Here is a 24,941-nt window from a genome sequence, read left to right on the forward strand (position 1 = left end):
GATCATCCAGCACTCGGTTCAACCTTGTGAATGCGTGCTCACGCCGGGGGCGGGCACTAGATACCGTTCGAACTGTTCGAGTGAGGGTGGAAGGCCCGAGCATATCTACAATGCGGGCTCGATGCCCTAGGAGCGGCTCTGCTTCATGGCCTTCCCTCGATGATCAGTCGAGAACTTTGGCCTGCAAGGAGGCAAAAGTCGAGATACAAGGAGCGGCCCCTGTGCCGCGATTGGCCCCGCAGGGGCCACATTCGCACTTGGCAGGAACCATAGAATCTCCCACAGATTGCATGCGCAGCCATGCCTACACCGACAAGCTGCAGCGATCTGGGTGGGCGCTGGCTTGCCAGCGACAGAGCCCTGTCAGGCGGCGCCTGCATCGCGGGCAAGCCCCCACGGAGGGCTGCGCTTGCTTGTAGCATGCCGGTGAATCCGTGAATACGGCGATGACCCTATCTTGTGGTCTTTCCAAAGACGTAGAAAAGCCTGGATTCACGCATACATTAGCGCTTGGCCAACCACGGCGGCAGGTATACCCCCATGTACGCCACGAACACACGCAACCCTTCCTCGGCCATGCGCGGCGTGATCGTGCCATGCACGTGCAGCGAACGTGCGTACACCCGGTCGCTCAAGGCCATCGCCAACGCGAACACGTCCACGTCATCGGGCAGGACCGGCAACTGGAAATGCCGATCGAACAACGCGTGCATCAAGGCGCCCAGTTCCAGGTCATGCTGTCGGTCGGCCTGGTCGATCTCGACCAGGCCATGCTGTACCAGAATGAGCTGCCGCGCCGCCGCATCGGCCTGGTAGCGTTCGAGCATGCGTTGCTCGATCACCTTGGCCAGGTCATGCCAGGTGTGCAGCGCCGCTGCCTCCACCGGCGCCAGCAGTGTCGCGCGAAAGGCCTGATGCACGTCCAGGGTCAATGCCTCGAGCAGCGCCGGAACGCTGGCGAAGAAGTGGTAGACCGAGGAAGGGGGCATCCCTGCCAGTCGGGCCACGTCGTACATCGACAGACCGGCCACGCCCGATTCGGCCAGCAAGGTCCGGGCGGCCGCCAGGATGGCGTCGATCCTCGCCTGGCTGCTGGCCCGCGGCTTGCGCGGGCCGGACACCCGGCTCATCAGTTGCTGATGGCCAAGATGCTCGCCTGGTAGGCGCTGACGAACAGGTCGAAATCGCCGACCTCTTCCTGCTCCAGGCGCGACTGCTCGGCCAGCGACTCACGGGCGGTCGATTCGTAGGCCTGCTGGGTGGCGACATCCAGCGGCGTTTCACGGAACGCCTCGGCGTGGGCGCGGCTCTGGCGCAGCGAGAAGGCCACGAAGCCCTCCTGGTGCTCGGTCATGCGCGCCAGGACCTGGGCCGAGGGCGTGAGCGACACATCGTCGACCTTGGCCTGTTGCGCTGCCAAGGCCTGGGCATGGGCGTCGCCCCCGTGAGCCTGGTCCAACAGGTCGGCCAGCGCCCCGATGCCGTCGAGCAGCTCGGTCGCCCACTGCTTGAGCGTCACCGACTCGCCGCCGCGGCGCAGCTCCAGGCCGGGGCGCCGGCCCTCCTTGACCACCGCCAGGAAGTTCTGCGTGCAGTCCTGGCATTCGCCACCTTCGAACAGCGGGCTGTCCTGCAGCGCGCAGTACAGCAGGAAGGCATCGAGGAAGCGTGCCTCGGTCAGGTCGATGCCGACCGGCAGCAACGGGTTGATGTCCAGGCAGCGCACTTCGATGTACTGCACGCCACGCGCCATCAGCGCCTGGATGGGGCGTTCGCCGGCGTAGGTCACCCGCTTGGGCCGGATGTTCGAATAGTACTCGTTCTCGATCTGCAGGATGTTGGTGTTGAGCTGGACCCAGTCGCCGTCCTGGTGCGTGCCGACCTCGACGTACGGCGGGTAGGGCGTCGCCACGGCCCGGCGCAGGCTGTCGGTGTAGCTGGCCAGGTTGTTGTAGCAGGGCGTGAGCCCGGACTGGGCGTTGCTCTGGTAGCCCAGGTCGCTCATGCGCAGGCTGGTGGCGAAGGGCAGGTAGAGCGTGTTGGCGTCGAAAGTCTCGAGCGAGTGCGCGCGATCGCGCAGGAAGCCGGCGTCCAGGGCTGGCGACGCACCGAACAGGTACATGAGCAGCCAGCTGTAGCGGCGGAAGTTGCGGATCAGGGCGATGTAGGCCGAGGACTGGAAGTCGCGGTCGCTCTCGCCGGTGTCCTGCCCGTCGCGCAACAGCGGCCAGAAGGCCTCCGGCAACGAGAAGTTGTAGTGGATGCCGGCGATGCACTGCATGGTCCGGCCATAGCGCAGGGCCAGGCCCTTGCGGTAGACATGCTTGAGCTTGCCGAGGTTGGAGCTGCCGTACTCGGCGATCGGGATGTTCTCCTCGGTCGGCAAGGTGCACGGCATCGAGGGGCTCCACAGGTATTCGTTGTGCAGCTTGCTGTAGACGAAGCGGTGGATCTGGTCCAGCTTCTCGAGCACCTCGGCCGGATCGGCCAGCGCCGGTGTGATGAACTCCAGCAGCGACTCGGAGTAGTCGGTGGTGATCTGCTCGTTGGTCAGCGCCGACCCAAGGGCTTCGGGGTGCGGCGTCTGGGCCAGGCGACCTTCGTCGGTGACTCGCAGGCCCTCGCGCTCGATGCCGTGCAGGCACTGCTTGAGCAGGGGAAGATGGGCGCCGAGCAGGCTCAGGCGGCGGTTGAAGAGGTCGCTCAAGATGTATTCCTTCACACGTCAGTCGCCCCAATATGGGGGTAGCCTGGACGGTCTGCAAGGTTGGGAAAAAGGAACGGGCGTTGTCGCCTGGTCAACACGAGCTCCGGCAATGCCTGTGCACTGCCGAAGGTACCGTAAAGAAGGCTCGGGCAGCTAGAGCAGGGCGAAGGTTCCCTGGGCCTTGGCGATCCGTCTGTCGCCCTGGAACACGTCGGCTTCCACCACCAGGGTGCGGCGCCCGGCGTGCAGCACGCGCGCCGTGCACACGACCTCGCCTTCACCGACCGCGCGCAGGTAGTTGATCTTGCACTCCAGGGTCACGCTGCTCTGGTCGAAGCCGTGGCTGGCCGAGCAGGCCAGGCCCATGGCGATGTCGACCAGGCTGAACAGCGCGCCGCCGTGCAGCGTGCCGCCCCGGTTACGCAGCGGAGGCGTCAGGGTCAGCGCCACGACGGCCTCCGCCGCCGCGGCGTCCAGACGGAGCAGGCGGCAGCCGAGCAGCCGGCTGAAGGCGCTTTCGACGTGGTCGGCCGGGACGTCCATCACTTCTTCTTCAACGTCTTGGCGTTGGCGAACAGCGAGGCCATGGCGTTGTTGGCCGGCGCGGGCGTCTCACGCGGGCGAGCCGGTTGTGCCGGGCGTGCGCCGCCGGCACCGCGTCCACCGCGCTGGCCCTCGACCTTCTCGCCCGGCGTGTCGCTCATGCGCATGGACAGACCCACACGCTTGCGCGGGATGTCCACTTCCATGACCTTGACCTTGACCACGTCGCCGGCCTTGACCGCCTCCCGTGGATCCTTGACGAACTTCTCGGACAGCGCCGAAATGTGCACCAGGCCATCCTGATGGACACCGATGTCGACGAAGGCGCCGAAGTTGGTCACGTTGGTCACCACCCCTTCGAGGATCATGCCGGGCTCGAGGTCCTTGAGGTCTTCCACGCCGTCCTGGAACGTGGCGGTCTTGAATTCCGGACGCGGATCTCGGCCTGGCTTGTCCAGCTCCTGGAGAATGTCGGTCACCGTCGGCAGGCCGAAGGTCTCGTCGGTGAAGCGCTTGGGGTCGAGGCGCTTGAGGAAGCCGCTGTCGCCGATCAGCGAGCGGATGTCGCGGTCGGTGGTGGCAGCGATGCGCTGCACCAGCGGGTAGGCTTCCGGGTGCACGGCCGAGGCGTCCAGCGGGTTGTCGCCATTCATCACGCGCAGGAAGCCGGCGGCCTGCTCGAAGGTCTTCTCGCCCAGGCGGCTGACCTTCTTCAGGGCCGCGCGGGTGGCGAACGGCCCATTGGCATCGCGGTGCGCGACGATGTTGTGCGCCAGGGTCGCATTGAGCCCGGAGATGCGCGCCAGCAGAGCGACCGAGGCGGTGTTCACATCGACGCCCACGGCGTTCACGCAGTCCTCGACCACCGCGTCCAGGCCACGGGCCAGCTTCACCTGGGACACGTCGTGCTGGTACTGGCCGACGCCGATCGACTTGGGATCGATCTTCACCAGCTCGGCCAGCGGATCCTGCAGACGGCGGGCGATCGACACCGCGCCGCGCAGCGACACGTCCAGCTCGGGGAACTCGCGGGCCGCCAGCTCCGAGGCCGAGTACACCGAGGCGCCGGCCTCGGAGACCATGACCTTGGTCATCTTCAGGGCCGGGTACTGCTTGATCAGTTCGGCGGCCAGCTTGTCCGTCTCACGGCTGGCAGTGCCATTGCCGATGGCGATCAGCTCGACCGCGTGCTTGGCGCACAGGGCCGCGAGCACGGCCAGGGTGCGATCCCAGTCGTTCTTCGGCACGTGCGGGTAGACGGTGGCGGTGTCGAGCAGTTTGCCGGTGCGATCGACCACCGCGACCTTGCAGCCGGTGCGCAGGCCAGGGTCCAGGCCGAGCGTGGTGCGCGGTCCGGCGGGGGCGGCCAGTAGCAGGTCGTGCAGGTTGTGGGCGAACACCTCGATGGCCCCGCTTTCGGCACGGTCGCGCAGCTCGCCGAACAGGTCGGTCTCCAGGTGGGTGTAGAGCTTGACCTTCCAGGTCCAGCGCACCACTTCGCCCAGCCACTTGTCGGCCGGCCGACCACGGTTGTCGATCCCGACATGCTCGCCGATCATCAGCTCGCACGGGTGCAGGGTACCGGGCAACTCCTCGCCGACCTTGAGCGTCGCGCTCAGCACGCCTTCGTTGCGCCCGCGGAAGATCGCCAGGGCACGGTGCGACGGCACGCTGCGCAGCAGTTCGTCATGGGCGAAGTAGTCGCGGAACTTGGCGCCTTCCTCGTCCTTGCCAGCGACCAGGCGGGCGCTGAGCACCGCGTCCTGCTTGAGGAAGGTGCGCAGTTTCTCGAGCAGGCCGGCGTCCTCGGCGAAGCGCTCCATGAGGATGTACTTGGCGCCTTCGAGGGCGGCCTTGACGTCGGCCACGCCCTTGTCGGCGTCGACGAAGCGAGCGGCCTCGGTTTCCGGGGTCAGTTGCGGGTCGGCGAACAGCCCGTCGGCCAGCTCGCCGAGGCCCGCCTCGAGGGCGATCTGGCCCTTGGTGCGGCGCTTCTGCTTGTACGGCAGGTACAGGTCTTCGAGGCGGGTCTTGGTGTCGGCCAGGTTGATCTCGCGGGTCAGCTCGGGCGTCAGCTTGCCCTGCTCCTGGATGCTGGCCAAGATGCTGGCGCGGCGCTCGTCGAGCTCGCGCAGGTAGCGCAGGCGTTCTTCCAGGTGGCGCAGCTGGGTGTCGTCCAGGCTGCCCGTCACCTCCTTGCGGTAACGCGCGATGAAAGGCACGGTCGAACCTTCGTCCAACAGGGTGACGGCCGCCTCGACCTGCTGCGGGCGTACGCCCAGTTCCTCGGCGATACGGCTGTTGATGCTGTCCATGGAATCCACCTGAAAGTCTGTCGATGCCGGCGCCATGACCGGCGGCACTGGGAAAAACCGCGCATTATACGCGCCGTCTCCCGCTTGCGGTGATGGCCCGGCGCCAGGCAGTCGGCCGAGAGGTGAGGCGGCCGTCGTCGTGCCTGGCGAGCGACATGCTCCGAACGAGCCCTGCCGCGCCGCGGATCCCGTGTCCTGCAAGGAAAAATCTGCTAACAATGCACCCGGCACGGCGTCCCAGGGCTACGCCATAATGCGCGCCGAGATCAGAGGAGTTATCCATGAGCAGCACCGCAACCAACGCTGAAGGCGAAAAGATTCTCATCGTCGACGATGACCCGGGGCTGAGCAGCCTGCTGGAGCGCTTCTTCACCAGCAAGGGCTATCGCGCGCGCGCCGTGCCCAACGTGGAGCAGATGGACCGTCTGCTGGCCCGTGAAGTCTTCAATCTGATCGTGCTCGACCTGATGCTGCCAGGGGAAGATGGGCTCTCCGCCTGCCGTCGCCTGCGCGCGGGCAACAACCAGATCCCGATCATCATGCTCACCGCCAAGGGCGACGAGCTCAGCCGCATCAAGGGCCTGGAACTGGGGGCCGACGATTACCTGGCCAAGCCGTTCAACCCCGACGAACTGGTCGCCCGGGTCAAGGCCGTGCTGCGCCGTCAGGCCACCAGCGTTCCCGGTGCACCGGGCAGCGAGGACGAGACGGTCACCTTCGGCGACTACGAACTGTCGCTGGCCACCCGCGAGCTGAAGAAGGGTGATGAAGTGCACATGCTCACCACCGGCGAGTTCGCGGTGCTCAAGGCCCTGGTCATGCACGCGCGCGAACCGCTGACCCGCGACAAGCTGATGAACCTGGCCCGTGGTCGCGAGTGGGACGCGCTGGAGCGCTCCATCGACGTGCAGATCTCGCGCCTGCGACGCATGATCGAGCCGGACCCGTCCAAGCCGCGCTACATCCAGACCGTCTGGGGTGTCGGCTACGTCTTCGTGCCGGACGGAAACGCCAGCAAATGACGGTCAGCCCACCGGCTGGCTGTGCCGCGACAGGGCGGGCCCACGGGCTCGCCCTGTTTTCGTCTGCGGCATGCGAACCGGGTCTCCCGGTCCCTTCGCCCTCGCACCTTGGTAGCTGTCCCCGATGAAGACCCCCGTGTGGTTCCCGCAAAGCTTCTTCGCCCGCACCCTGTGGCTGGTGCTGATCGTGGTGCTGTTCTCCAAGGCCCTGACTCTGGTCTACCTGCTGATGAACGAGGACGTGCTCGTCGATCGGCAGTACAGTCACGGCGTTGCCCTGACCCTGCGTGCCTACTGGGCCGCCGACGAGGAAAACCGCGACAGGATCGCCGAGGCCGCAGGCCTGATCCGGGTCACCGGTGCGGGCGTGCCCGAGGGTGAGCAGCACTGGCCCTACAGCGAAATCTACCAGCGCCAGATGCAGGCCGAGCTGGGCGAGGACACCGAGGTGCGTCTGCGCATCCATGCGCCGCCCGCACTCTGGGTCAATGCGCCCAGCCTGGGCCCCGGTTGGCTGAAGGTGCCGCTGTACCCGCACCCGCTGCGCGGGCAGAAGATCTGGAACGTGCTGGGCTGGTTCCTGGCCATCGGCCTGCTCTCCACGGCGTCGGCCTGGATCTTCGTGCGTCAGCTCAATCAGCCGCTCAAGCGTCTGGTGTTCGCCGCGCGCCAGTTGGGGCAGGGGCGCAGCGTCCGTCTGCCGATCAGCGACACGCCCAGTGAAATGACCGAGGTGTACCGCTCGTTCAACCAGATGGCCGAGGATGTCGAGCAGGCCGCACGCGAGCGAGAACTGATGCTGGCGGGCGTTTCCCATGATCTGCGCACGCCCCTGACACGCCTGCGGCTCTCGTTGTCCTTGCTGCCGACCGAGGGTGAGCTGACCGACGGCATGGTGCGCGACATCGAGGACATGGATGCCATCCTCGACCAGTTCCTGGCCTTCATCCGCGACGGTCGCGACGAACCGGTCGAGGAGGTCGACCTGGTGAGCCTGGTGCACGAGGTGGTGGCGCCGTTCAACCAGCCGGAGGAGCGCGTGCGGCTGTGCCTGGAGCCCATTCCGCCTTTCCCGCTGCGCCGGGTCTCGGTCAAGCGCATGCTGACCAACCTGGTGGGCAATGCCCTGTATCACGGCGGCGAGGCGGTGGAAGTGGCGGCCTCCGTATCGGGGGACCAGGGCGCGCCTTACGTGGTGCTGAGCGTGCTCGACCGAGGCGCAGGCATCGATCCGTCGGAGCTGGAGACCATCTTCAACCCGTTCATCCGGGGTGACCGGGCACGCAGTGGCAAGGGCACCGGGCTGGGCCTGGCCATCGTCAAGCGCATCGCTGCGCAGCATGGCGGCAACGTCGAGCTGCGCAACCGCTCGGGCGGGGGGATCGAAGCCCGTGTCCGTCTGCCGTTGGGGCTGTTGCTGCCACGCGATGCGGTCTGAGCCGCCGCCCTGGAGTCGACCCTGCCAGACGAGGTGACGGGCAGGGCCTGGGGGTCAGCCCTTGCCCTTGGTGCGGGTCTGGTTCGGCCCGCCGTGCTTTTCCAGGTGCTCGATGATCATCCCGGCGACGTCCTTGCTGGTGGTGACTTCGATCCCCTCCAGCCCGGGCGACGAGTTGACCTCCATGACCAGCGGCCCATGATTGGAGCGCAGTATGTCCACGCCGGCGACGCTCAGACCCATGACCTTGGCAGCGCGGATGGCGGTCATGCGCTCTTCGGGGGTGATCTTGATCAGGCTGGCCACGCCGCCCCGGTGCAGGTTGGAGCGGAACTCGCCAGGCTTGGCCTGGCGCTTCATCGAGGCGATGACCTTGTCGCCCACCACGAAGCAGCGGATGTCGGCGCCGCCGGCTTCCTTGATGTATTCCTGCACCATGATGTTCTGCTTGAGACCCATGAAGGCCTCGATCACCGATTCGGCGGCCTTGGTGGTCTCGCACAGCACCACGCCGATGCCCTGGGTGCCTTCCAGCACCTTGATCACCAGCGGCGCACCATTGACCATCTGGATGAGGTCCGGGATGTCGTCGGGCGAATGGGCGAAGCCGGTGACCGGCAGGCCGATGCCCCGTCGCGACAGCAGCTGCAGCGAGCGCAGCTTGTCCCGCGAGCGGGCGATGGCGACCGATTCGTTGAGCGGGAACACGCCCATCATCTCGAACTGGCGCAGCACCGCGCAGCCGTAGAAGGTCACCGAGGCCCCGATGCGCGGGATCACCGCGTCGAAGCCTTCCAGCGGCTTGCCGCGGTAGTGGATCTGCGGCTTGTGGCTGGCGATGTTCATGTAGGCGCGCAGGGTATCGATCACCACCATGTCATGGCCACGTTGAGTACCGGCTTCGACCAGGCGGCGGGTTGAATACAGACGCGGGTTACGCGAAAGCACAGCGATCTTCATGCAGCACCTGTGGCTGGAATGGTTGAAACCGGAAAGGCCGGTTTGTCCTGGACGTACTTCAGACCCGGGTTGACCACCAGCTGACCCTGGACCAGCGCCTTGGAGCCCAGCAGCAGGCGGTAGCGCATGGTCTTGCGACAGGTCAGCGTGAACTCGACGTCCCACACCCGATCGCCCAAGGCCAGGGGCGTGCGGATCACATAGCGATGCTGGGCGTGGCCATTCGAGCTCTTGATGGTCTTCATGGTCACCAGGGGCGCTTCGCAGCGGCGATGCCGCAGCTGCACGATCGAACCGAGGTGGGCAGTGAATCTGACCCACGGCTGGCCGTCTCGTTCGAACGGTTCGATGTCCGTCGCATGCAGGGCGGAGGTGCTGGCTCCGGTGTCGACCTTGGCGCGCAGACCGGCCAGGCCGAGCAGGGGCAGGGCCACCCACTCACGCAGGCCGATCACACTCAGGTGGTCAAATGTTTTCACGAATGCATAACCCTGTGAATGCAGGTGGGCACTGTAAAGCACGGCAGGGCGTTTTTGCATCCGCCACCGACAGTAGTACAGTTCTGTGACAGACAGCATTCGAGGAAGCGAGATGGCGCAGAAGTCGGAAGAAGACGACAAGGTCCGTCTGGATAAATGGCTATGGGCCGCGCGGTTCTACAAGACCCGTGCCCTGGCCAAGGCGGCCATCGAAAGCGGCAAGGTGCATTGCCGGGGCGAGCGCTGCAAGCCGGGCAAGGAGCCGCGAGTGGGCGACCACTTCGTGCTGCGCACCGGTTTCGATGAACGCACGGTGGTGGTCAAGGCGCTTTCCGTGGTGCGCCGTGGGGCGCCAGAAGCCCAGACGCTGTACGAGGAAACCGAAGACAGCATCCAGCGTCGTCAGCAGGCGGCGGACCTGCGCAAGGCCGGGGCCCTCGGTGTGACCACCGACGGACGCCCGACCAAGAAACAGCGGCGCCAGATTCATCAACTGCAGGGCAGTCACGACTGACGTGAGGGGGCGCCCAGGCGCCCCAGGCCATCAACGCGGTGCCTTGACCACGCTCAGGCACCTGACCAGCGGCAGCCGCGCCAGCAGCGCGAACAACCCGGACGTCCAGCGCAGCAGGGCCGCGCTGGCCTTGGCTGCCAGAGGGGTGTAGCAGCTCCAGCCCAAGGCCAGGATCGCCATCAGCAGGCCGCCGATGTAGTCGTCCTGCCCCCAGTGGGCGCCAGCGACCAGGCGCGGCAGCATGAACAGCACGGCCAGGCCCCAGATCACCAGGTACTGCCCGACACGGCGGCTGAACAGGCTCATGAACAGGGCCCAGATCAGCAGCACCGAGGCATGGTCGCCCGGGAAGCTCTGGCCGGAACGGTCCTTGAGCTCCCAGCGCGATTCCAGGTGTGGGTAGAAATCGCTCAGGCGCACGGCGTCGGGCAGCACCATCGAAGGGCTCTCGTGTTGCCAGCCCATCGCGTCGGTCCACTTGGAAAACAGCGCGCGAATCACCACTAACAGGATCAGCGTGACCAGAAAGCCGAAGAAGGCCTCGCGGACCTGGCAGGCCTTGAACACCCAATTGCCCTTGATCAGCAGGCTCAGCAGGATCAGCCCCACGACGATGTCGAACGGGCGCAGGCTGCCGACCGTCCAGATGGCACGCCAGACCCCATGGTCGGTCAGCGGTGCGTTGAGGCTGTGGAACAGCCATTCGTCGAATGCGGTGCACAACATCTGGCCAAGAGGCCATAACCAGAAACACAGTAGAGCGATGGGCAGCAGGGTACAGGCTGCCAATGGCCCCCAGGACCACTTGGCTTGGAACAGTGGCCGATTGTCCATAAGATACCTTCCATAACACGCAGGGATTCGAGACGCCACGAGGGCGCCAAAACGGGCTCGTCATCGAGCTGCAAACATTTTGTCATCATTTTCAGATACCCAGAACTCATGCACGATATTCCCGAGACCGATTTCACCCAACGTTTCATCTTCGATGACCGCGATGTGCGCGGCGAGTGGGTGGAGCTGGACCACAGCTACGCCGAAGTGCTGGCGCGCCATCCCTATCCGCGCCCGGTCGCGCTGCTGCTCGGCGAGCTCATGGCCGCTGCTGCGCTGCTGGTCGGCACGCTGAAGTTCGACGGCATCATGACCTTGCAGGCGCGCTCGTCGGGACCGATTCCCTTGCTGATGGTCGAGTGCTCCAGCGAGCGCGACATCCGTGGCATGGCCCGTTACGAGGCCGAGCAGATCGCCGACGATGCCACCCTGCACCAGATGATGCCGGCCGGTGACCTGACCCTGACCATCGATCCGGTCAAGGGCCAGCGTTACCAAGGCATCGTCGACCTGGACGGCGACGACCTGTCCCAGTGCTTCACCAACTACTTCGTGCAGTCGCAGCAGGTGAACACGCGCTTCTGGCTCGATGCCAATGGCGAGCGTGCCCGCGGCCTGCTGCTGCAACAGCTGCCGGTCGACCGCGAGCGTGACGAGGATGATCGCGCCGCCAGCTGGCAGCACGTGACCACCCTCGCTGCGACCCTGTCGCACGAAGAGCTGCTGACGCTCGACAACCAGACCTTGTTGCACCGCCTGTACCACGACGAAGCCGTCCGCCTGTTCGATACCCACCCGCTGCGCTTCCGTTGCAGCTGCTCCCGCGAGCGTTCCGGCAATGCCCTGATCAGCCTCGGCGAAGCCGATGCACTGGCCCTGGTGCGTGAGATGAACAACCGGGTCGAAGTCGATTGCCAGTTCTGCAACGAGCGCTATGTCTTCGATGAAGCCGACATCCGCCAACTGTTTGCAGGGGGCGGGACAGAAGCGCCGTCAGAAACTCGTCACTGAAACGTTTAACCTCAGGAGATTCTCCTGTCATGCAGCGCTAAGCGGCTGTTCTGACAGGAGGGGTCTACTTTTTTTGGGCGTTTCTGGCATAATCCGGCCACTTTTTTTCGCTGTAGTAGTTTGGAACAGACGACTACAAAACGTTTGGAACACTCGGCCGCAGGCCTGATAGGGTATTCTCATGACGCAAGCCAACAACACCGTGTACACCGACCTGAATGTCGATGATCTGGTAAAAGAAGCGCTGTCTCGCGGTGAAGGGGAGTTGGCTGACACGGGTGCACTGGTCGTGCAAACCGGCCACCGTACCGGGCGTTCGCCAGCCGATCGTTTCATCGTCGACGAGCCGAGCACCACCGCGGCCATCGCCTGGGGCCCGATCAACCGCAAGTTCCCGGCCGACACGTTCGATGCCCTGTGGGACCGCGTCGAGGCGTTCAACGCTGCCCAGGACCACTTCGTTTCCTACGTTCACGTAGGGGCGGCGGCCGAGCACTACCTGCCGGTCAAGATGACCACCCAGACCGCTTGGCAGAATCTGTTCGGCCGTTGCCTGTTCATCAACCCGGCCCAGTACAACCCGGCCGGCCGCGATGAGTGGCAGATCCTCAACGTGGCCAACTTCGAGTGCGTGCCCGAGCGTGACGGCACTAACTCCGACGGCTGCGTGATCATCAACTTCGCCCAGAAGAAGGTGCTGATCGCGGGCATGCGCTACGCCGGCGAAATGAAGAAAGCCATGTTCTCGGTGCAGAACTTCCTCCTGCCAGCAGCCGACGTGCTGCCGATGCACTGCGCCGCCAACATCGGCGAAGACGGCGACGTCACCCTGTTCTTCGGCCTGTCCGGCACCGGCAAGACCACCCTGTCGGCCGACGAAAGCCGTTACCTGATCGGTGACGACGAGCACGGCTGGGGCGAAGGCGTGGTGTTCAACATGGAAGGCGGTTGCTATGCCAAGTGCATCGACCTGTCCGAGAAGAACGAGCCGGTCATCTGGAAAGCCATCAAGCACGGCGCGGTGCTGGAAAACGTCATCATCGACGACGCCAAGCACGCCGACTACACCGATGTCAGCCTGACCCAGAACAGCCGTGCGGCCTATCCGCTCGAGCACGTCGCCAAGCGCTCCGACGCCAACCTGGGCGGCGAGCCGAACGCGGTCATCTTCCTGACTTGCGACCTGACCGGCGTACTGCCTCCGGTGTCGATCCTGAACAACGAACAGGCGGCCTATCACTTCCTGTCCGGCTACACCGCGCTGGTCGGTTCCACCGAGATGGGGTCGGGCAGCGGCATCAAGTCGACCTTCTCCACCTGCTTCGGCGCACCGTTCTTCCCGCGTCCAGCCGGTGAATACGCCGAACTGCTGATCAAGCGGATCAACGGTTTCGGCTCGAAGGTCTACCTGGTCAACACCGGCTGGACCGGTGGCGGCTACGGCGTCGGCCAGCGCTTCAACATCCCGACCACCCGTGCCGTGATCGCGGCCATCCAGAGCGGCGCGCTGGTCGGTGCTGAGACCGAGCACCTGGACATCATCAACCTGGACGTGCCGAAGGCCGTGCCGGGCGTCGAGACCCACCTGCTCAACCCACGCAACACCTGGGCTGATCCGGCTGCCTATGACGAAGCTGCCAAGGGCCTGGCCAAGCTGTTCATCGAGAACTTCAAGAAGTTCGAAGTCTCCGACGCCATCACGGCTGCGGGCCCACAGCTGTAAGACGCTGGTGAATTGCCCGACAGCTCAGTCACTGAGGCTGTCGGGTTGAAGCACCCAGGGCCGCCAGGCGGCCCATCGCTGGCAAGCCAGCTCCCACAAGGCACAGGGCGCAGCTCATGACCTTGTGGGAGCTGGATTGCCAGCGATCTGGCTGCGCAGCAGCTCCGCGAACACCCTCTGACCAACAGGTCGCCCCCATGATCGATGCTCCCTCCCGTACCGATTGCGGTTACTTCCACACCCTCACCAGCCGTTACCAGGACAACGACGCCAATGGCTTCCTGTCGGGCGCAGCCGTGCATGCCTGCTTCGAGTCCGCCGTGCAGGCGTTCTTGCTGCAACGGGCCGGGCTCGACCTGCGTGAAGGGGCGTTGGCGGCCTTCGTGATCCACACCTCGGCGGATTTCCTGGCATTGCCCGGTTTCCCGGACGGACTCGAGGTGGGGCTGGGTATCCTGGGCGCCAGCGGCAGTACCGTGGAATATCGACTGGTGCTGTTTCGTCGGGGCGAGGATCAGGCCTGCGCCACGGGCAGGTGGGTGCAGGTGTTCGTCGATCGCGCCAGTGGCGAGCCGGCGCGGTTGCCCGAAGGGCTGAAAGAGGCGTTGCGGGCCTTGTAGGCCTGGAGCGAGCCAGGGCCGGCCATGGGATGGGCCGGATCAGGCGCTGCCCTCAGCGATGACGCCAGTGGCGCTTGTGCTTGCGATGGCCGTAGTGGTGACCACGGTCATGACGACGGTTGTCGTAGCCGCGGCGGTCACGACGATCGTCCTGGTCGGCCTTGTTGCCCATGTAGTTGCCCAGGGCACCGCCAGCGCCACCGCCAGCCGCTGCACCGATCAGGCTGCCGGTGTTGCCACCCACGCTGCGCCCGACCACGTTGCCACCGGCTGCACCCAAGGCACCGCCGATGGCCGCTTCACCGCGCTGGCGCTTGTCGGCACCGACGGCACTGCCGGCTGCGCCACCCAGACCGGCGCCGATGGCCGAACCGGTGCTGCCGCCGATCGACTGGCCCACGACGGAGCCGAGTACCCCACCCAATGCGCCACCGATACCGGCTTCGGTGTTGCCACCCGCCATGACGGCACCACTGAACAGACCAAAGAACAACAACAGAATCGAGGAGTACTTCTTCATTGAGAAAGCCTCATGTAATGGACGAGGCGAATGTGAAGTGCGACGTTGAAACTGGCAACCAAAAACCGACGAATAACCTGTTGCACTAACAGTTTGTCAGGTTGTTGTTTTTACAGTGAAACTTTATTCAAAAGCCCCGGTCTTACGGGGTTCGCTTAGTTAAAGACCCGTTCTTTTTCGGACGGGTCTTTACGGTCGTTTTACTTAAGTTTTACACAATACGCCCGGTGTCGCGAGGGGCTTCCAGTCGAATGGCCACGAACTTCGACGTGGGGGTATGACTGCCATCGCCGATACTGTCCAAGGGCACCAGCGGATTGACTTCAGGGTAATAAGCCGCTGCCTGACCGCCCGGAATGTCGAACGCCAACAGCGTGAAACCGTTGACCCGCCGCTCGATGTCATCCCCCCACAGCGACACGATGTCCACCTTCTGCCCTGGCACGAAGCCCAGGCGCATGATGTCCGCCTCGTTGACGAAGATCACGTCGCGCTGGCCGCGTACACCGCGGTAGCGGTCGTCCAGGCCATAGATGGTGGTGTTGTACTGGTCGTGGGAGCGCATCGACTGCATGACCAGGTCCGGCTCCTGGCCGCTGGCACGCACGCGCGCGTCGATCAAGGTGTCCGGCAGCAGGTTGGGCTTGAAGTTGGCCTTGCCCGTGGGGGTCTTCCAGACCCGCGAGCCGGCCGTATTGCCCAGGTAGAAGCCGCCCGGCTCGAGTAGGCGTTCGTTGAAGCCGGCGAAGCCTGGGATGGTATCGGCGATCAGTTCGCGGATGCGGTCGTAGTCGGCTACCGCCCAGTGCCAGTCGATCGGGTGGTTGCCCAGAGTCGCGGCAGCGATGCCCGCCACCACGGCCGGTTCCGACCGCATGGCCTTGGACAGCGGCTGAAGCTGGCCGTTGGAGGCGTGCACCATGCTGAAGGAGTCTTCCACGGTGACGGCCTGCGGACCTTCGGCCTGGCGGTCGATGTCGGTCCGCCCCAGGCACGGCAGGATCAGCGCCTGCTTGCCGTGTACCAGGTGACTGCGGTTGAGCTTGGTGCTGATCTGCACGGTCAGGTCGCAGTTGCGCAACGCCTGGTGCGTACGTGCGGTGTCGGGCGTGGCCTGAGCGAAGTTGCCACCCAGGCCGATGAACACCTTGGCGCGGCCGTCGAGCATGGCGTGGATCGCCTCGACCGTGTTGTGGCCATTCTGACGCGGCACCGTGAAGCCGAAGCGGCGCTCGATGTTGTCCAGCAGCACCACCGGCGGACGCTCGTTGATGCCCATGGTCCGGTCGCCCTGCACGTTGCTGTGGCCGCGCACCGGACACAGGCCGGCCCCAGGCATGCCGAGGTTGCCGCGCAGCAGCATGACGTTGACGATTTCCTGGATGGTCGGTACCGAGTGACGGTGCTGGGTGATGCCCATCGCCCAGCACATGATCACCCGCTTGCCCTTGCAGTACATCCGGGCGGCCTGCTCGACCTCGGCCAGGGACAGGCCGGACTGCGCCTCGATGTGCTCCCACGACGTAGCGTCGACCGCTTCGAGGTAGGCATCGATCCCATGGCCGTGCTCGGCGATGAAGGCATGGTCGAAGATCGCCGGTTCGCCCTTGGCCTGGGCCTCGCGCTCCCATTGCAGCAGGAACTTGGCCATGCCGCGCAGCAAGGCCATGTCGCCGCCCAGGGCAGGGCGGAAATAGGCGGTATTGGTCGGCCGGTCGCTGTTGGTGAGCATCTCCAGCGGGTTCTGCGGATGCTGGAAGCGCTCCAGGCCACGCTCCTTGAGCGGGTTGACCGAGACCACCTGGGCACCGCGCTTGACCGCGTCACGCAGCGGATCGAGCATGCGCGGGTGGTTGGTGCCCGGGTTCTGGCCCCAGACGAAGATCGCATCGGCGTGCTCGAAGTCGTGGAAGGTCACCGTGCCCTTGCCCACGCCGACACTCTGGCCGAGCGCCACGCCACTGGCTTCGTGGCACATGTTCGAGCAGTCGGGGAAGTTGTTGGTGCCGTAGGCGCGCACGAACAGCTGGTAGAGAAACGCCGCTTCGTTGCTGGCCCGGCCCGAGGTGTAGAACTCAGCCTGGTCAGGGCTCTCCAGCCCCTTGAGGTGCTGGGCGATCAGGGCGAAGGCGCCGTCCCAGTCGATCGGCTGGTAGCGGTCGGTCTGCGGGTCGTAGACCATCGGCTCGGTCAGGCGACCCTGGTATTCGAGCCAGTAGTCGCTCTGCTCGAGCAGCGCACTCACGCTGTGCTTGGCGAAGAACGCCGCGTCGACCCGGCGCTTGGTGGCTTCCCAGTTCACGGCCTTGGCGCCGTTCTCGCAGAACTTGACCATGCCGCTTTCGGGCGAGTCGCCCCAGGCACAGCCCGGGCAGTCGAAGCCGCCGTTCTGGTTGGTCTTGAGCAGGGCGCGGATGTTCTTCAGCGCGTTGTCGCTGCCGACCCAGGCCTTGGCCACGCTGCGCAGCGCGCCCCACCCGCCGGCAGGGCCGGCGTAGGGCTTGTAGCGCGGGTTGGACTTGGTCTGGGGAAGTTGCTGATGGGTGGTCATGGCGATCACGGCTCCCTCACGGGGCTGAATACCCGCGGTGCACTGTGTTTGGGCAAATGAATGAGGTTGAGGTTGTGGCGGCGCGCCCACTGCGTGGCCAGGCCGGTCGGCGCGGACAGGCTGACCAGGGTCTGGATACCGGCGCGCAGGACCTTCTGGATCAGTTCCAGGCTGCAGCGGCTGGTCACGATCGCCAGGCCACCGGCCGTGTCGATGCGCTGGCGCAGCAGGCCCCCGATCACCTTGTCCAGGGCGTTGTGCCGGCCGATGTCTTCGCGGCCCATCAGCAGCTCGCCCTGGGCGTCCATGAACAGGGCGGCATGCACGGCGCCGCAATCCTGACCCAGGACCTGGAACGGTTCGATCCGCTGGCGCAGGCCCTGCAGCCAGGCCGCCGGGGGCAGCGGGGCGCCGGGCAGCGCGCTTAGCTCAGGCAAGGCCTGCTCCAGGGCCTCGACCCCGCACAGGCCGCAGCCGCTGGTACCGGCCAGTTGGCGGCGCTGGTCCTTCAAGGCCCAGAAGGCGCGGCTGGCGATCTGCACGTCGGCGTAGAGCGCCGAGCCACTGCCCGAGAGGGTGAGGTCATACAGGTCCGACAGGTCGGTGACGATGCCGCTGCCGACGCTGAACCCGACCACGAAATCCTCGAGGTCCGTGGGGCTGACCAGCATCACGGCCTGGTTGAGACCGTTGTAGGCGATCGCCAGGGCTACTTCCTCGGCAAGCGGGGTCGCCTCGGCAGTCTGTGCGTCGAGGGGTTGATAGTCGTAGGTGCTGCGAGCGGCAGGCAGGGCGAAGGACGTGGGTGCCGCGCAGACCGGAAGTGTGCTGTTCATGGCAACGGATCACCGGCGGCGTTTATCACTCGATCAAGCGTATGCCTCAATGGACACCCCGTCTAATCGCTTGACTCGATACGGTGATAGACGCCGTCGATGGACGGCGGTCGCGCTACCTGCCCGTCAGGCTACAGCTCCTCGAGCAACGCTCGGTAATCCTCCACGGCGGCGAATTCCTCGGTGTCGCGCGGTCCGCGCCGGCTGTCCGGCTCGCGCACGGCCAGCAGGTGCCCCACCCCGTAGCGTCGGGCGCTGCGCAGGACCGCCAGGGTGTCGTCGATGAACAGGCTGCGCGCTGGCGTGAAACCGATGTCTGCCTGCAAGGCGTCCCAGAACTGCGGGCTTTCCTTGGGGAAGCCGTAGTCGTGGGAACTGATCAGGCGCTCGAAGTAAGGGGCCAGCTCCACCCGCTCCAGCTTCAGCGACAGCGAATCACGGTGCGCGTTGGTGATCATCACCACGCGTTTGCCTGCGTCGCGCACGGCAGCCAGGAACACGTCGGCGTCCGGGCGCAAGGCGATCAGGTCGGCGATCTCGCGCTTGAGCTCGCGGATCGGCAGGTTCAGCTCGCGGCTCCAGAAATCCAGGCAGTACCAGTTGAGGGTGCCCGCATTGCGCTCGAACAGCGGTTGCAGTTCCAGTTCGGCCATGGCCCGACTCACGCCGTGCACCTGGGCATAGCGGGCCGGCAGGTGCTCCAGCCAGAACTGGTTGTCGTAGTGCAGGTCGAGCAGGGTGCCGTCCATGTCCAGCAGCACGGTATCGATGGACGTCCAGTTCAGAAGAGGCATGTGAAGTTCTCGATCGGTCGGCAAGCCACGGTATAGTACCCCGTTCATGCCAAGGAGCCGTTCCCATGCGCCAGAAACCCACCGTGCTCGGTCGCGAGATCGTCGCCAGCAGCCGCCTGTTCCGAGTCGAAGCCGTGCAGCTGCGTTTCACCAACGGGACCGAGCGGACCTACGAGCGGCTGGTCGGCAGCGGCACGGGCCATGGCGCGGTGATGATCGTGGCCATGCTCGACGATGAGCATGCCGTGCTGATCGAGGAATACTGTGGCGGCACCGACAGCTACGAGCTGTCCTTGCCCAAAGGCCTGATCGAGCCTGGCGAAGACGTGCTGGCGGCCGCCAACCGTGAGCTCAAGGAGGAGGCCGGGTTCGGCGCACGCCAGCTTGAACACCTGACCGAGCTGTCGCTGTCGCCCGGCTACATGAGCCAGAAGATCCAGGTGGTGCTGGCCACCGACCTCTTCGAAGAGCGCCTGGAAGGCGACGAGCCCGAGCCGATGCGCGTGGACAAAGTCAACCTGCGCGAGCTGTCGTCGCTGGCCACGCATCCGCAGTTCTCCGAGGGCCGGGCACTGGCGGCGCTGTACCTGGTGCGTGACCTGCTGTCGCAACGGGGGCTGTTCGCATGAGTGACGAGCGCGACCTGATGCAGGCCGTCGTCACCCTGGCACGTCGTGCCGGCGAGGCGATCATGCCGTTCTGGCGGGCCGACGTGGCGGTGACCGCCAAGGCCGACGACTCCCCTGTGACGGCCGCCGACCTGGCGGCGCATGCGGTCATCGAGGCCGGCCTGAAGGCGCTGGCACCGGAGATTCCGGTGCTGTCGGAAGAGGACTGCGACATTCCGCTCGCGCAGCGCGAAGGCTGGACGCGCTGGTGGCTGGTCGATCCGCTGGACGGCACCAAGGAGTTCATCGCCGGCAGCGAAGAGTTCACCGTCAACATCGCCCTGGTCGAGCGCGGCGAGGTGGTGTTCGGCGTGGTGGTGATGCCGGTTAACGGGCGCAGCTATCACGGCGGGCGCGGGCTGGGGGCATGGCGGGCCGACGCAGGGGATGTCGAGCGGCCCATCCGCGCCCGGCACCAGCCTGCGGCAGGCGAGCGCTTCACGGTGGTCGCCAGCCGACGTCACTCCAGCCCGCGACAGGAAGCCCTGCTGGCCGGGCTGGGCGAGGCGCTGGGCGAACTGACACTGGCCAACATCGGCAGCTCCTTGAAGTTCTGCCTCCTGGCCGAAGGCTCTGCCGACTGCTACCCACGCCTGGCGCCGACCTCGCAGTGGGACACCGCCGCGGCCCAGGGCGTGCTCGAAGGCGCCGGTGGCGAAGTGCTCGACCTCGAAGGCCAGCGTTTCGCCTATCCGCCTCGCGAGTCGCTGCTCAACGGTCACTTCCTTGCGCTGCCTGCTGCCGCGCCGTGGCGCCAGACCTTGCTGGCGCTGGCCTCAACGGTGTAGCACGTACTGCCCGCTGAAGGTCACGGCCGGCGTTTCGTCCCCTTCGTTGAACACGACGGTGTCCAGGACCAGCCGCGCGCGTCCGCGCCGCTGGTACAGCCTGACGAAGCGGTCCCAGGCCTCGGCTGGCGGCGCCTCGCACACGGCGATCGCCACGCCGGTGACCGGCCTTGGGTAGCCGATCTGACCGTCCTGGATGACGATGTGCCCGTCGTCGATGCCGGCCTCGCGCAGGCGCAGGTGCAGCCAGCCCCAGCCGGCCAGCACGGCCACGCAGTACAGGCTGCCGCCGAACATGGTGTTCTTGTGGTTGACGTTGGCGGCCAAGGGCAGCCCCAGACGCAACACATGGGCCTCCCAGCCGCGTACCTCCAGCCCCATCTGCCGGGTCAGCGGAATGTCGTCGTGCAGCAGGGCCTGAAGGTCGTCACAGGTCTGGCGAGTCATCGGGCATCCTCCTGATCGTCCTGGGTGTGGCCATCGGTGAAGCTCAGGCCATGCTTGCGCAGCTTGTCGTGCAGGGTCTTGCGCGGCATTCCCAGGGCTTCGGCCAGGCTGCGCAGGGACGTGTGGGGCCGCGCCATTTCAGCGACGATCAACCCACGCTCGAACTGCTCCACCTGCTCGCTCAGACGCCCCTCGGCCGGGCCTGCGGCACTGACGGCCTGGGCATCGACCGGCTCCTGGCCATCGAGGGCCAGCTCCAGGCCCAGGGCGAAGCGTTCGGCGGCGTTCTGCAGTTCACGCACGTTGCCTGGCCAGGCATGGCGCAACAGCAGGGCGCGCTGTGCAGGCTGCACGTCATGGCGCGGCAGGCCATGCCGTTGGCTGGCCGCATCGGCGAAATGCTGGAACAGCATCAGGATGTCGTCACCGCGTTCGCGCAGGGCGGGGATGCGCAACGAGGCGACGTTCAGCCGGTAGTACAGGTCGGCGCGGAAGCGGCCCTGGTCGGCCGCCTGGCGCAGGTCTTCCTTGGTGGCGGCGATCACGCGGATGTCCAGCGGGATCAGCTGGTTGCCGCCCAGGCGCTCGACCACGCGCTCCTGCAGCAGGCGCAGCAGTTTAACCTGCACGTCCAGGCTCATGCTCTCGATCTCGTCCAGGAACAAGGTGCCACCGTTGGCGAACTCGAACTTGCCGATGCGGCGTTTCTGCGCGCCGGTGAACGCGCCCGGTTCGTGCCCGAACAGCTCGCTCTCGACCACCGACTCGGCCAGCGCGCCGGCGTTGATCGCCACGAAAGGCCCGCTGCGCCGCGCCGACAGGTCGTGCAGGGCACGTGCGACGACTTCCTTGCCGGCCCCGGTCTCGCCGAGGATCAGCACGTCGGCGCGGGTACCGGCCAGGGCGCCGATCTGCTCGCGCAGGCGCTGCATCGAGGGCGACTGGCCCACCAGGCGGGTCGCCAGCTGCTGCCGGTCGCTGAGCGCCAGGCGCAGGCTGCGGTTCTCCAGCACCAGCCGACGCACATCGAGGGCGCGCCGTACGCTGTCGAGCAGCGCGTCGCTGGCGAAGGGCTTTTCCAGGAAGTCGTAGGCGCCGGCTCGCATGGCCTGCACGGCCAGGGGAACATCGCCATGTCCGGTGATGAGCAGCACCGGCAGGTCGCGGTCACGGGCATGCACGCGCTCGAGCAGTTGCAGGCCGTCGATGCCCGGCATGCGGATGTCACTGACCAGCACGCCGGGCCAGTCAGGCTCGATCCGCTCGACCAGGCCCTGGGCGCTGTCCAGCGTGACCACCTTGAGGCCGGCCAGGTCCAGGGTCTGGCTCAGGGCGCGGCGCAGGTGCGGGTCGTCGTCGACCAGGATCACCTGGACGTGACTGTCGATCATGTCTCCGGGCGTCATGCCGAAGGGTCCTCCGAAGATGGCAGGCTGGCGCCGGGCTTGGCGACCCGCAGTTGCAGGGTCAGCAGGGCGCCGCCTTCCGGGTGGTTGGCCAGCAGCAGTTCCCCACCCAGCGCACGCATCAGGCTGTCGCAGATGGCCAGCCCCAGGCCCAGGCCCTGGGTGCGGGTCTTGGTGGTGAAGAACGGCTCCTTGGCCTGTTCCAGGGCCTGACGGGTGAAGCCAGGACCGTTGTCGCGAATGTACAGGTAGACGTGCTCATCACGTCGTTCGGCACTGAGCCACAGGCGTCGCGGGTTGGCCTTTTCGGTCAGGGCATCGAGGGCGTTGGCCAGCAGGTTGCCGAGCACCTGGCGCAGGCGGGTTTCACCGGCCTGCACCCAGAGCGGCGCGTCCGGCAGGTCGCGGATCAGCTCCACCGCCATGGCCCGTCGACGCTTGGCCAGCAACGCCAGGGCATCGTCGAGGGCCGGCTGCAGCGCTACGCTTTCCGGGGCATGCCGATCGCGCCGGGCGAAGGCGCGCAGGTGCGCGATGATCGAGGCCATGCGCCCGGTCAGCTCGCCGATCAGCTTGAGGTTGCCACGTGCGTCGTCGAGCCGTTGGTGGTCAAGCAGGATTTCGGCGTTCTCCGCGTAACTGCGGATGGCCGCCAGTGGCTGATTGAGTTCGTGGCTGATGCTCGCCGACATGGTCCCCAGTACCGACAGCTTACCGGCCTGGACCAGTTCGTCCTGGGCGCGCACCAGGTCCTGCTGGGCCTGTTCGCGTTCGAGCACTTCCTCCTTGAGGCGGGCGTTGAGCCCTTCGAGGTCGGCGGTCCGGGCGACCACGCGCTTTTCCAGTTCCTGGCGGCCATGGGCCTCCAGGTCGATGCGGTCGATGTAGTGGCGCCGCCGCTGCATGGCCAGGCCCAGCAACAGCATCAGCACCAGCAAGGCCCCGGCGCCGATGGCCATGACCGTCTGCACCGAGCGATCGACCAGCGTGCGCGGCGCCAGGATGCTCACCTGCCAGCCGGTCTCGGCGATCCCTTCGCTTTGCACCAGCCAGGCATCGGGCTTGAGCGCCAGCGGTTGCGGGGACTTGGTGGGGTAGGGCTGGATCGCCGCGACCGCCTCACGCTCGGCCTCGGTCAGCGGGCGCGTCGCGCGGAATCGCCAGTCCGGGCGCGAGGTCAGCACCACCACGCCGTTGTGGTCGGTCAGCAGCAGTTGTTCCGGGGTGTGGCCCCACAAGGTCTCGGTGTGGTCCAGGTCGACCTTGACCACCAGCACGCCGATGGCCTGCCCGCCATCGCGTACCGCAGCGGCGAAGAAGTAGCCTCGCTTGGCCGACGTCGTGCCCTGGCCGAAGAAGCGGCCCAGGCGCCCTTGCATGGCCTCCATGAAGTAGGGCCGGAAGGCGAAGTTGCGCCCTGCGAAGCTGTCAGGCTTGTCCCAGTTGGAGGCGGCCAGGGTGTTGCCATTGACGTCCATCAGGTACATCACCTCGGCGCCGGTCTGGCGGGCGATGTCCTTGAGCAGCCGATTGGCGTTGGTCAACCCCTCGAGCTTGAGCGGGTCGGCGAGCGCAGTGCGCAGGGCCGGCAGCTCGCCCAGGATCTGCGGCAGCGTCTCGTAGCGGTGCAGGGTGCCGAGCAGGTTGGCGACGTACAGGTCGAGGGTCTGGCGGTTCTGCGAGGCCAGTTCGCTCTGGTAGTAACGTTCGGCCAGGTGGTGCAGCGGCCACAGCAGCGGCGCCAGGCACACGGCCAGCAGGGCAAGGCTGCGCCACCGGGGGCGGCGCGTGGGTATCGAAATGGAGATCATCGCCAGCATGCGTCAGGAGGGCCTGACGCGATTATGCGCTAGTTGAAGGCATCCATCAGCGCCTGCCGCCAATCCGGCTGTGTCACGTGCCACTGCTCGCGCAGGCGAGTGCAGTTCAGGCGTGAGTTGAGTGGGCGTCGGGCGGGTGTTGGGTACTCGCTGGACGGGATCGGTATCAGACGGGCGCACGACCTGCCTTGGGCGGTGAGCTGCTCGGCGATGGCCTGGGTGAAACCGAACCAGGACGTTTCGCCTTGGGCCGTCAGGTGATAGACGCCCCAGGCCCCTGCCTCACCGGCCTGCCAGCGTTCGATCAGTGCAGTTGTACTGGCGGCGATGGTGTCTGCAGACGTCGGCGCACCGATCTGGTCGTCGACCACGCGCAGCTCGGGTTTTTCCTGCAGCAGGCGCTGCATGGTGAGGAAGAAGTTGCGGCCGTGGTTGGAATAGACCCAGCTGGTGCGCAGGATCAGGTACTGACCGCCGGCGGCCATGACCGCTTGCTCACCGGCCCACTTGCTCTCGCCATACACGCCCAGGGGGTTGGGGGTGTCGTCTTCGTCATAGGGCGCGGGCTTGAGCCCGTCGAACACGTAGTCGGTCGAGTAGTGGATGAACGGCACGCCCAATTCGGCGGCGACCTGGGCCAGCAGCCCTGGCGCCTCGCCGTTGAGGGCGAAGGCGGGGGCCGGGTCGGTTTCGGCCTGGTCCACGGCCGTGTAGGCGGCCGCGTTGATGATCAGGTTCGGGCGCAGTTGGCGGATGCGCTCGCCGACCTGCGTGGCCTGAGCGAGATCGATTTCAGCGCGACCCCAGGCGTGCAGGCGATGCTGGGCCAGGCGCTCGCGCAAGGCGCGGGCAACCTGACCGTCGCGGCCGATGATGAGAATGTCGAGTGTGGTGGTAGGACTCATGAAACCTCCTGGATCAGTGGGCCACGGCGGCTGCCCTGGC

General features: G+C 66.1%; 23 protein-coding genes. 8 read left to right on the top strand and 15 right to left on the bottom strand.

Annotation, left to right across the window (positions count from 1 at the left end):
• Positions 1 to 503: 503 nt before the first annotated feature.
• From G7007_RS05270 to G7007_RS05285, 4 genes are all read right to left on the bottom strand, one after another.
• Positions 504 to 1,130 (bottom strand): TetR/AcrR family transcriptional regulator, encoded by a 627-nt coding sequence (locus tag G7007_RS05270; RefSeq protein ID WP_181099638.1) that lies wholly within the window; start codon positions 1,128 to 1,130, stop codon positions 504 to 506.
• Positions 1,130 to 2,722 (bottom strand): glutamate--cysteine ligase, encoded by a 1,593-nt coding sequence (gshA, locus tag G7007_RS05275; RefSeq protein ID WP_181099640.1) that lies wholly within the window; start codon positions 2,720 to 2,722, stop codon positions 1,130 to 1,132. The genes G7007_RS05270 and gshA overlap by 1 nt, the downstream gene beginning before the upstream one ends.
• Before the next feature lie 138 nt (positions 2,723 to 2,860).
• Entirely contained in the window at positions 2,861 to 3,250 is a 390-nt protein-coding gene (locus G7007_RS05280; RefSeq protein WP_181099642.1) for a PaaI family thioesterase, read from the bottom strand.
• Positions 3,250 to 5,565 carry a Tex family protein gene (locus tag G7007_RS05285; protein WP_181099644.1) on the bottom strand — a complete coding sequence of 772 codons (2,316 nt, stop codon included), beginning with the start codon at positions 5,563 to 5,565 and terminating at the stop codon, positions 3,250 to 3,252. Before G7007_RS05285 ends, G7007_RS05280 begins: the two co-directional genes overlap by 1 nt.
• A gap of 281 nt (positions 5,566 to 5,846) precedes the next feature.
• Between G7007_RS05285 and ompR the strand changes: the two genes are divergently transcribed.
• Both ompR and G7007_RS05295 read left to right on the top strand, forming a co-directional pair.
• Positions 5,847 to 6,587: an osmolarity response regulator transcription factor OmpR gene (ompR, locus tag G7007_RS05290; protein ID WP_181099651.1), complete on the top strand. Its 741-nt coding sequence runs from the start codon at positions 5,847 to 5,849 to the stop codon at positions 6,585 to 6,587.
• Positions 6,588 to 6,711: 124 nt separating this feature from the next.
• On the top strand, positions 6,712 to 8,025 hold the full coding sequence (locus tag G7007_RS05295; protein ID WP_181099654.1) for an ATP-binding protein: 1,314 nt from the start codon (positions 6,712 to 6,714) through the stop codon (positions 8,023 to 8,025).
• 54 nt (positions 8,026 to 8,079) lie between these two features.
• Here the strand turns inward: G7007_RS05295 and rimK are convergent, their stop codons facing one another.
• Together rimK and rimB are read right to left on the bottom strand one after the other, a co-directional pair.
• Positions 8,080 to 8,985, bottom strand: coding sequence for a 30S ribosomal protein S6--L-glutamate ligase (rimK, locus tag G7007_RS05300; protein WP_181099656.1), 906 nt, complete (start codon positions 8,983 to 8,985; stop codon positions 8,080 to 8,082).
• The gene (rimB, locus tag G7007_RS05305; protein WP_060395549.1) at positions 8,982 to 9,464 is read right to left on the bottom strand and encodes a retropepsin-like aspartic endopeptidase RimB; all 483 of its coding nucleotides are present in this window, start codon (positions 9,462 to 9,464) and stop codon (positions 8,982 to 8,984) included. The genes rimK and rimB overlap by 4 nt, the downstream gene beginning before the upstream one ends.
• Before the next feature lie 112 nt (positions 9,465 to 9,576).
• On the opposite strand from rimB, the gene G7007_RS05310 reads away from it, so the two are divergent.
• On the top strand, positions 9,577 to 9,978 hold the full coding sequence (locus G7007_RS05310) for an RNA-binding S4 domain-containing protein (RefSeq protein ID WP_181099657.1): 402 nt from the start codon (positions 9,577 to 9,579) through the stop codon (positions 9,976 to 9,978).
• A gap of 30 nt (positions 9,979 to 10,008) precedes the next feature.
• Here G7007_RS05310 and G7007_RS05315 read toward each other — a convergent pair whose 3' ends face one another.
• Complete coding sequence (locus G7007_RS05315) at positions 10,009 to 10,812, bottom strand: phosphatase PAP2 family protein (RefSeq protein ID WP_181099660.1); 804 nt, start codon at positions 10,810 to 10,812, stop codon at positions 10,009 to 10,011.
• Positions 10,813 to 10,920: 108 nt separating this feature from the next.
• Between G7007_RS05315 and hslO the strand changes: the two genes are divergently transcribed.
• From hslO to G7007_RS05330, 3 genes are all read left to right on the top strand, one after another.
• Positions 10,921 to 11,823 (top strand): Hsp33 family molecular chaperone HslO, encoded by a 903-nt coding sequence (hslO, locus tag G7007_RS05320; protein ID WP_181099662.1) that lies wholly within the window; start codon positions 10,921 to 10,923, stop codon positions 11,821 to 11,823.
• A 181-nt stretch (positions 11,824 to 12,004) separates the two neighbouring features.
• Positions 12,005 to 13,546, top strand: coding sequence for a phosphoenolpyruvate carboxykinase (locus tag G7007_RS05325; RefSeq protein WP_181099663.1), 1,542 nt, complete (start codon positions 12,005 to 12,007; stop codon positions 13,544 to 13,546).
• Between the two features lie 197 nt (positions 13,547 to 13,743).
• Positions 13,744 to 14,166 carry an acyl-CoA thioesterase gene (locus G7007_RS05330; RefSeq protein WP_181099665.1) on the top strand — a complete coding sequence of 141 codons (423 nt, stop codon included), beginning with the start codon at positions 13,744 to 13,746 and terminating at the stop codon, positions 14,164 to 14,166.
• A 52-nt stretch (positions 14,167 to 14,218) separates the two neighbouring features.
• Here the strand turns inward: G7007_RS05330 and G7007_RS05335 are convergent, their stop codons facing one another.
• The 4 genes from G7007_RS05335 to yrfG form a co-directional block, all read right to left on the bottom strand.
• Positions 14,219 to 14,686 carry a glycine zipper domain-containing protein gene (locus tag G7007_RS05335; RefSeq protein ID WP_181099667.1) on the bottom strand — a complete coding sequence of 156 codons (468 nt, stop codon included), beginning with the start codon at positions 14,684 to 14,686 and terminating at the stop codon, positions 14,219 to 14,221.
• Between the two features lie 211 nt (positions 14,687 to 14,897).
• Positions 14,898 to 17,237, bottom strand: coding sequence for an FdhF/YdeP family oxidoreductase (locus G7007_RS05340; protein WP_181099669.1), 2,340 nt, complete (start codon positions 17,235 to 17,237; stop codon positions 14,898 to 14,900).
• A gap of 5 nt (positions 17,238 to 17,242) precedes the next feature.
• Positions 17,243 to 18,073: a formate dehydrogenase accessory sulfurtransferase FdhD gene (fdhD, locus tag G7007_RS05345; RefSeq protein ID WP_181099671.1), complete on the bottom strand. Its 831-nt coding sequence runs from the start codon at positions 18,071 to 18,073 to the stop codon at positions 17,243 to 17,245.
• A 131-nt stretch (positions 18,074 to 18,204) separates the two neighbouring features.
• Positions 18,205 to 18,867, bottom strand: a complete 663-nt coding sequence (gene yrfG / locus G7007_RS05350) for a GMP/IMP nucleotidase (protein ID WP_181099673.1) — start codon at positions 18,865 to 18,867, stop codon at positions 18,205 to 18,207.
• A gap of 65 nt (positions 18,868 to 18,932) precedes the next feature.
• Between yrfG and nudE the strand changes: the two genes are divergently transcribed.
• Both nudE and cysQ read left to right on the top strand, forming a co-directional pair.
• Positions 18,933 to 19,496: an ADP compounds hydrolase NudE gene (gene nudE, locus G7007_RS05355; RefSeq protein WP_181099675.1), complete on the top strand. Its 564-nt coding sequence runs from the start codon at positions 18,933 to 18,935 to the stop codon at positions 19,494 to 19,496.
• Positions 19,493 to 20,323 (top strand): 3'(2'),5'-bisphosphate nucleotidase CysQ, encoded by an 831-nt coding sequence (gene cysQ, locus G7007_RS05360; RefSeq protein ID WP_181099676.1) that lies wholly within the window; start codon positions 19,493 to 19,495, stop codon positions 20,321 to 20,323. Before nudE ends, cysQ begins: the two co-directional genes overlap by 4 nt.
• Here cysQ and G7007_RS05365 read toward each other — a convergent pair.
• The 4 genes from G7007_RS05365 to rfbD are packed head-to-tail and all read right to left on the bottom strand — an operon-like array spanning position 20,312 to position 24,901.
• Positions 20,312 to 20,770, bottom strand: coding sequence for a YiiD C-terminal domain-containing protein (locus tag G7007_RS05365; RefSeq protein WP_181099678.1), 459 nt, complete (start codon positions 20,768 to 20,770; stop codon positions 20,312 to 20,314). The genes cysQ and G7007_RS05365 overlap by 12 nt on opposite strands.
• A complete protein-coding gene (locus G7007_RS05370; RefSeq protein ID WP_181099680.1) occupies positions 20,767 to 22,176 on the bottom strand; it encodes a sigma-54-dependent transcriptional regulator in 1,410 nt (469 codons plus the stop codon). Before G7007_RS05370 ends, G7007_RS05365 begins: the two co-directional genes overlap by 4 nt.
• A complete protein-coding gene (locus G7007_RS05375; RefSeq protein ID WP_181099889.1) occupies positions 22,173 to 23,987 on the bottom strand; it encodes a sensor histidine kinase in 1,815 nt (604 codons plus the stop codon). Before G7007_RS05375 ends, G7007_RS05370 begins: the two co-directional genes overlap by 4 nt.
• A gap of 38 nt (positions 23,988 to 24,025) precedes the next feature.
• Positions 24,026 to 24,901, bottom strand: coding sequence for a dTDP-4-dehydrorhamnose reductase (gene rfbD / locus G7007_RS05380; RefSeq protein WP_181099682.1), 876 nt, complete (start codon positions 24,899 to 24,901; stop codon positions 24,026 to 24,028).
• Positions 24,902 to 24,941: the final 40 nt, after the last annotated feature.

It is taken from the genome of Pseudomonas entomophila, from assembly GCF_013523125.1.
In the GTDB taxonomy this organism is placed as follows: Bacteria; Pseudomonadota; Gammaproteobacteria; order Pseudomonadales; family Pseudomonadaceae; genus Aquipseudomonas; species Aquipseudomonas entomophila_B.

What these genes read in the sequence shown, in the direction of transcription:
- G7007_RS05270 (WP_181099638.1), bottom strand. Translation starts at nt 1,130, where the DNA reads ATGAGCCGGGTGTCCGGCCCGCGCAAGCCGCGGGCCAGCAGCCAGGCG.
- G7007_RS05280 (WP_181099642.1), bottom strand. Translation starts at nt 3,250, where the DNA reads ATGGACGTCCCGGCCGACCACGTCGAAAGCGCCTTCAGCCGGCTGCTC.
- G7007_RS05285 (WP_181099644.1), bottom strand. Translation starts at nt 5,565, where the DNA reads ATGGACAGCATCAACAGCCGTATCGCCGAGGAACTGGGCGTACGCCCG.
- ompR (WP_181099651.1), top strand. Translation starts at nt 5,847, where the DNA reads ATGAGCAGCACCGCAACCAACGCTGAAGGCGAAAAGATTCTCATCGTC.
- G7007_RS05295 (WP_181099654.1), top strand. Translation starts at nt 6,712, where the DNA reads ATGAAGACCCCCGTGTGGTTCCCGCAAAGCTTCTTCGCCCGCACCCTG.
- rimK (WP_181099656.1), bottom strand. Translation starts at nt 8,985, where the DNA reads ATGAAGATCGCTGTGCTTTCGCGTAACCCGCGTCTGTATTCAACCCGC.
- G7007_RS05310 (WP_181099657.1), top strand. Translation starts at nt 9,577, where the DNA reads ATGGCGCAGAAGTCGGAAGAAGACGACAAGGTCCGTCTGGATAAATGG.
- G7007_RS05315 (WP_181099660.1), bottom strand. Translation starts at nt 10,812, where the DNA reads ATGGACAATCGGCCACTGTTCCAAGCCAAGTGGTCCTGGGGGCCATTG.
- hslO (WP_181099662.1), top strand. Translation starts at nt 10,921, where the DNA reads ATGCACGATATTCCCGAGACCGATTTCACCCAACGTTTCATCTTCGAT.
- G7007_RS05325 (WP_181099663.1), top strand. Translation starts at nt 12,005, where the DNA reads ATGACGCAAGCCAACAACACCGTGTACACCGACCTGAATGTCGATGAT.
- G7007_RS05330 (WP_181099665.1), top strand. Translation starts at nt 13,744, where the DNA reads ATGATCGATGCTCCCTCCCGTACCGATTGCGGTTACTTCCACACCCTC.
- G7007_RS05335 (WP_181099667.1), bottom strand. Translation starts at nt 14,686, where the DNA reads ATGAAGAAGTACTCCTCGATTCTGTTGTTGTTCTTTGGTCTGTTCAGT.
- G7007_RS05340 (WP_181099669.1), bottom strand. Translation starts at nt 17,237, where the DNA reads ATGACCACCCATCAGCAACTTCCCCAGACCAAGTCCAACCCGCGCTAC.
- fdhD (WP_181099671.1), bottom strand. Translation starts at nt 18,073, where the DNA reads ATGAACAGCACACTTCCGGTCTGCGCGGCACCCACGTCCTTCGCCCTG.
- yrfG (WP_181099673.1), bottom strand. Translation starts at nt 18,867, where the DNA reads ATGCCTCTTCTGAACTGGACGTCCATCGATACCGTGCTGCTGGACATG.
- nudE (WP_181099675.1), top strand. Translation starts at nt 18,933, where the DNA reads ATGCGCCAGAAACCCACCGTGCTCGGTCGCGAGATCGTCGCCAGCAGC.
- cysQ (WP_181099676.1), top strand. Translation starts at nt 19,493, where the DNA reads ATGAGTGACGAGCGCGACCTGATGCAGGCCGTCGTCACCCTGGCACGT.
- G7007_RS05365 (WP_181099678.1), bottom strand. Translation starts at nt 20,770, where the DNA reads ATGACTCGCCAGACCTGTGACGACCTTCAGGCCCTGCTGCACGACGAC.
- G7007_RS05370 (WP_181099680.1), bottom strand. Translation starts at nt 22,176, where the DNA reads ATGACGCCCGGAGACATGATCGACAGTCACGTCCAGGTGATCCTGGTC.
- G7007_RS05375 (WP_181099889.1), bottom strand. Translation starts at nt 23,987, where the DNA reads ATGATCTCCATTTCGATACCCACGCGCCGCCCCCGGTGGCGCAGCCTT.
- rfbD (WP_181099682.1), bottom strand. Translation starts at nt 24,901, where the DNA reads ATGAGTCCTACCACCACACTCGACATTCTCATCATCGGCCGCGACGGT.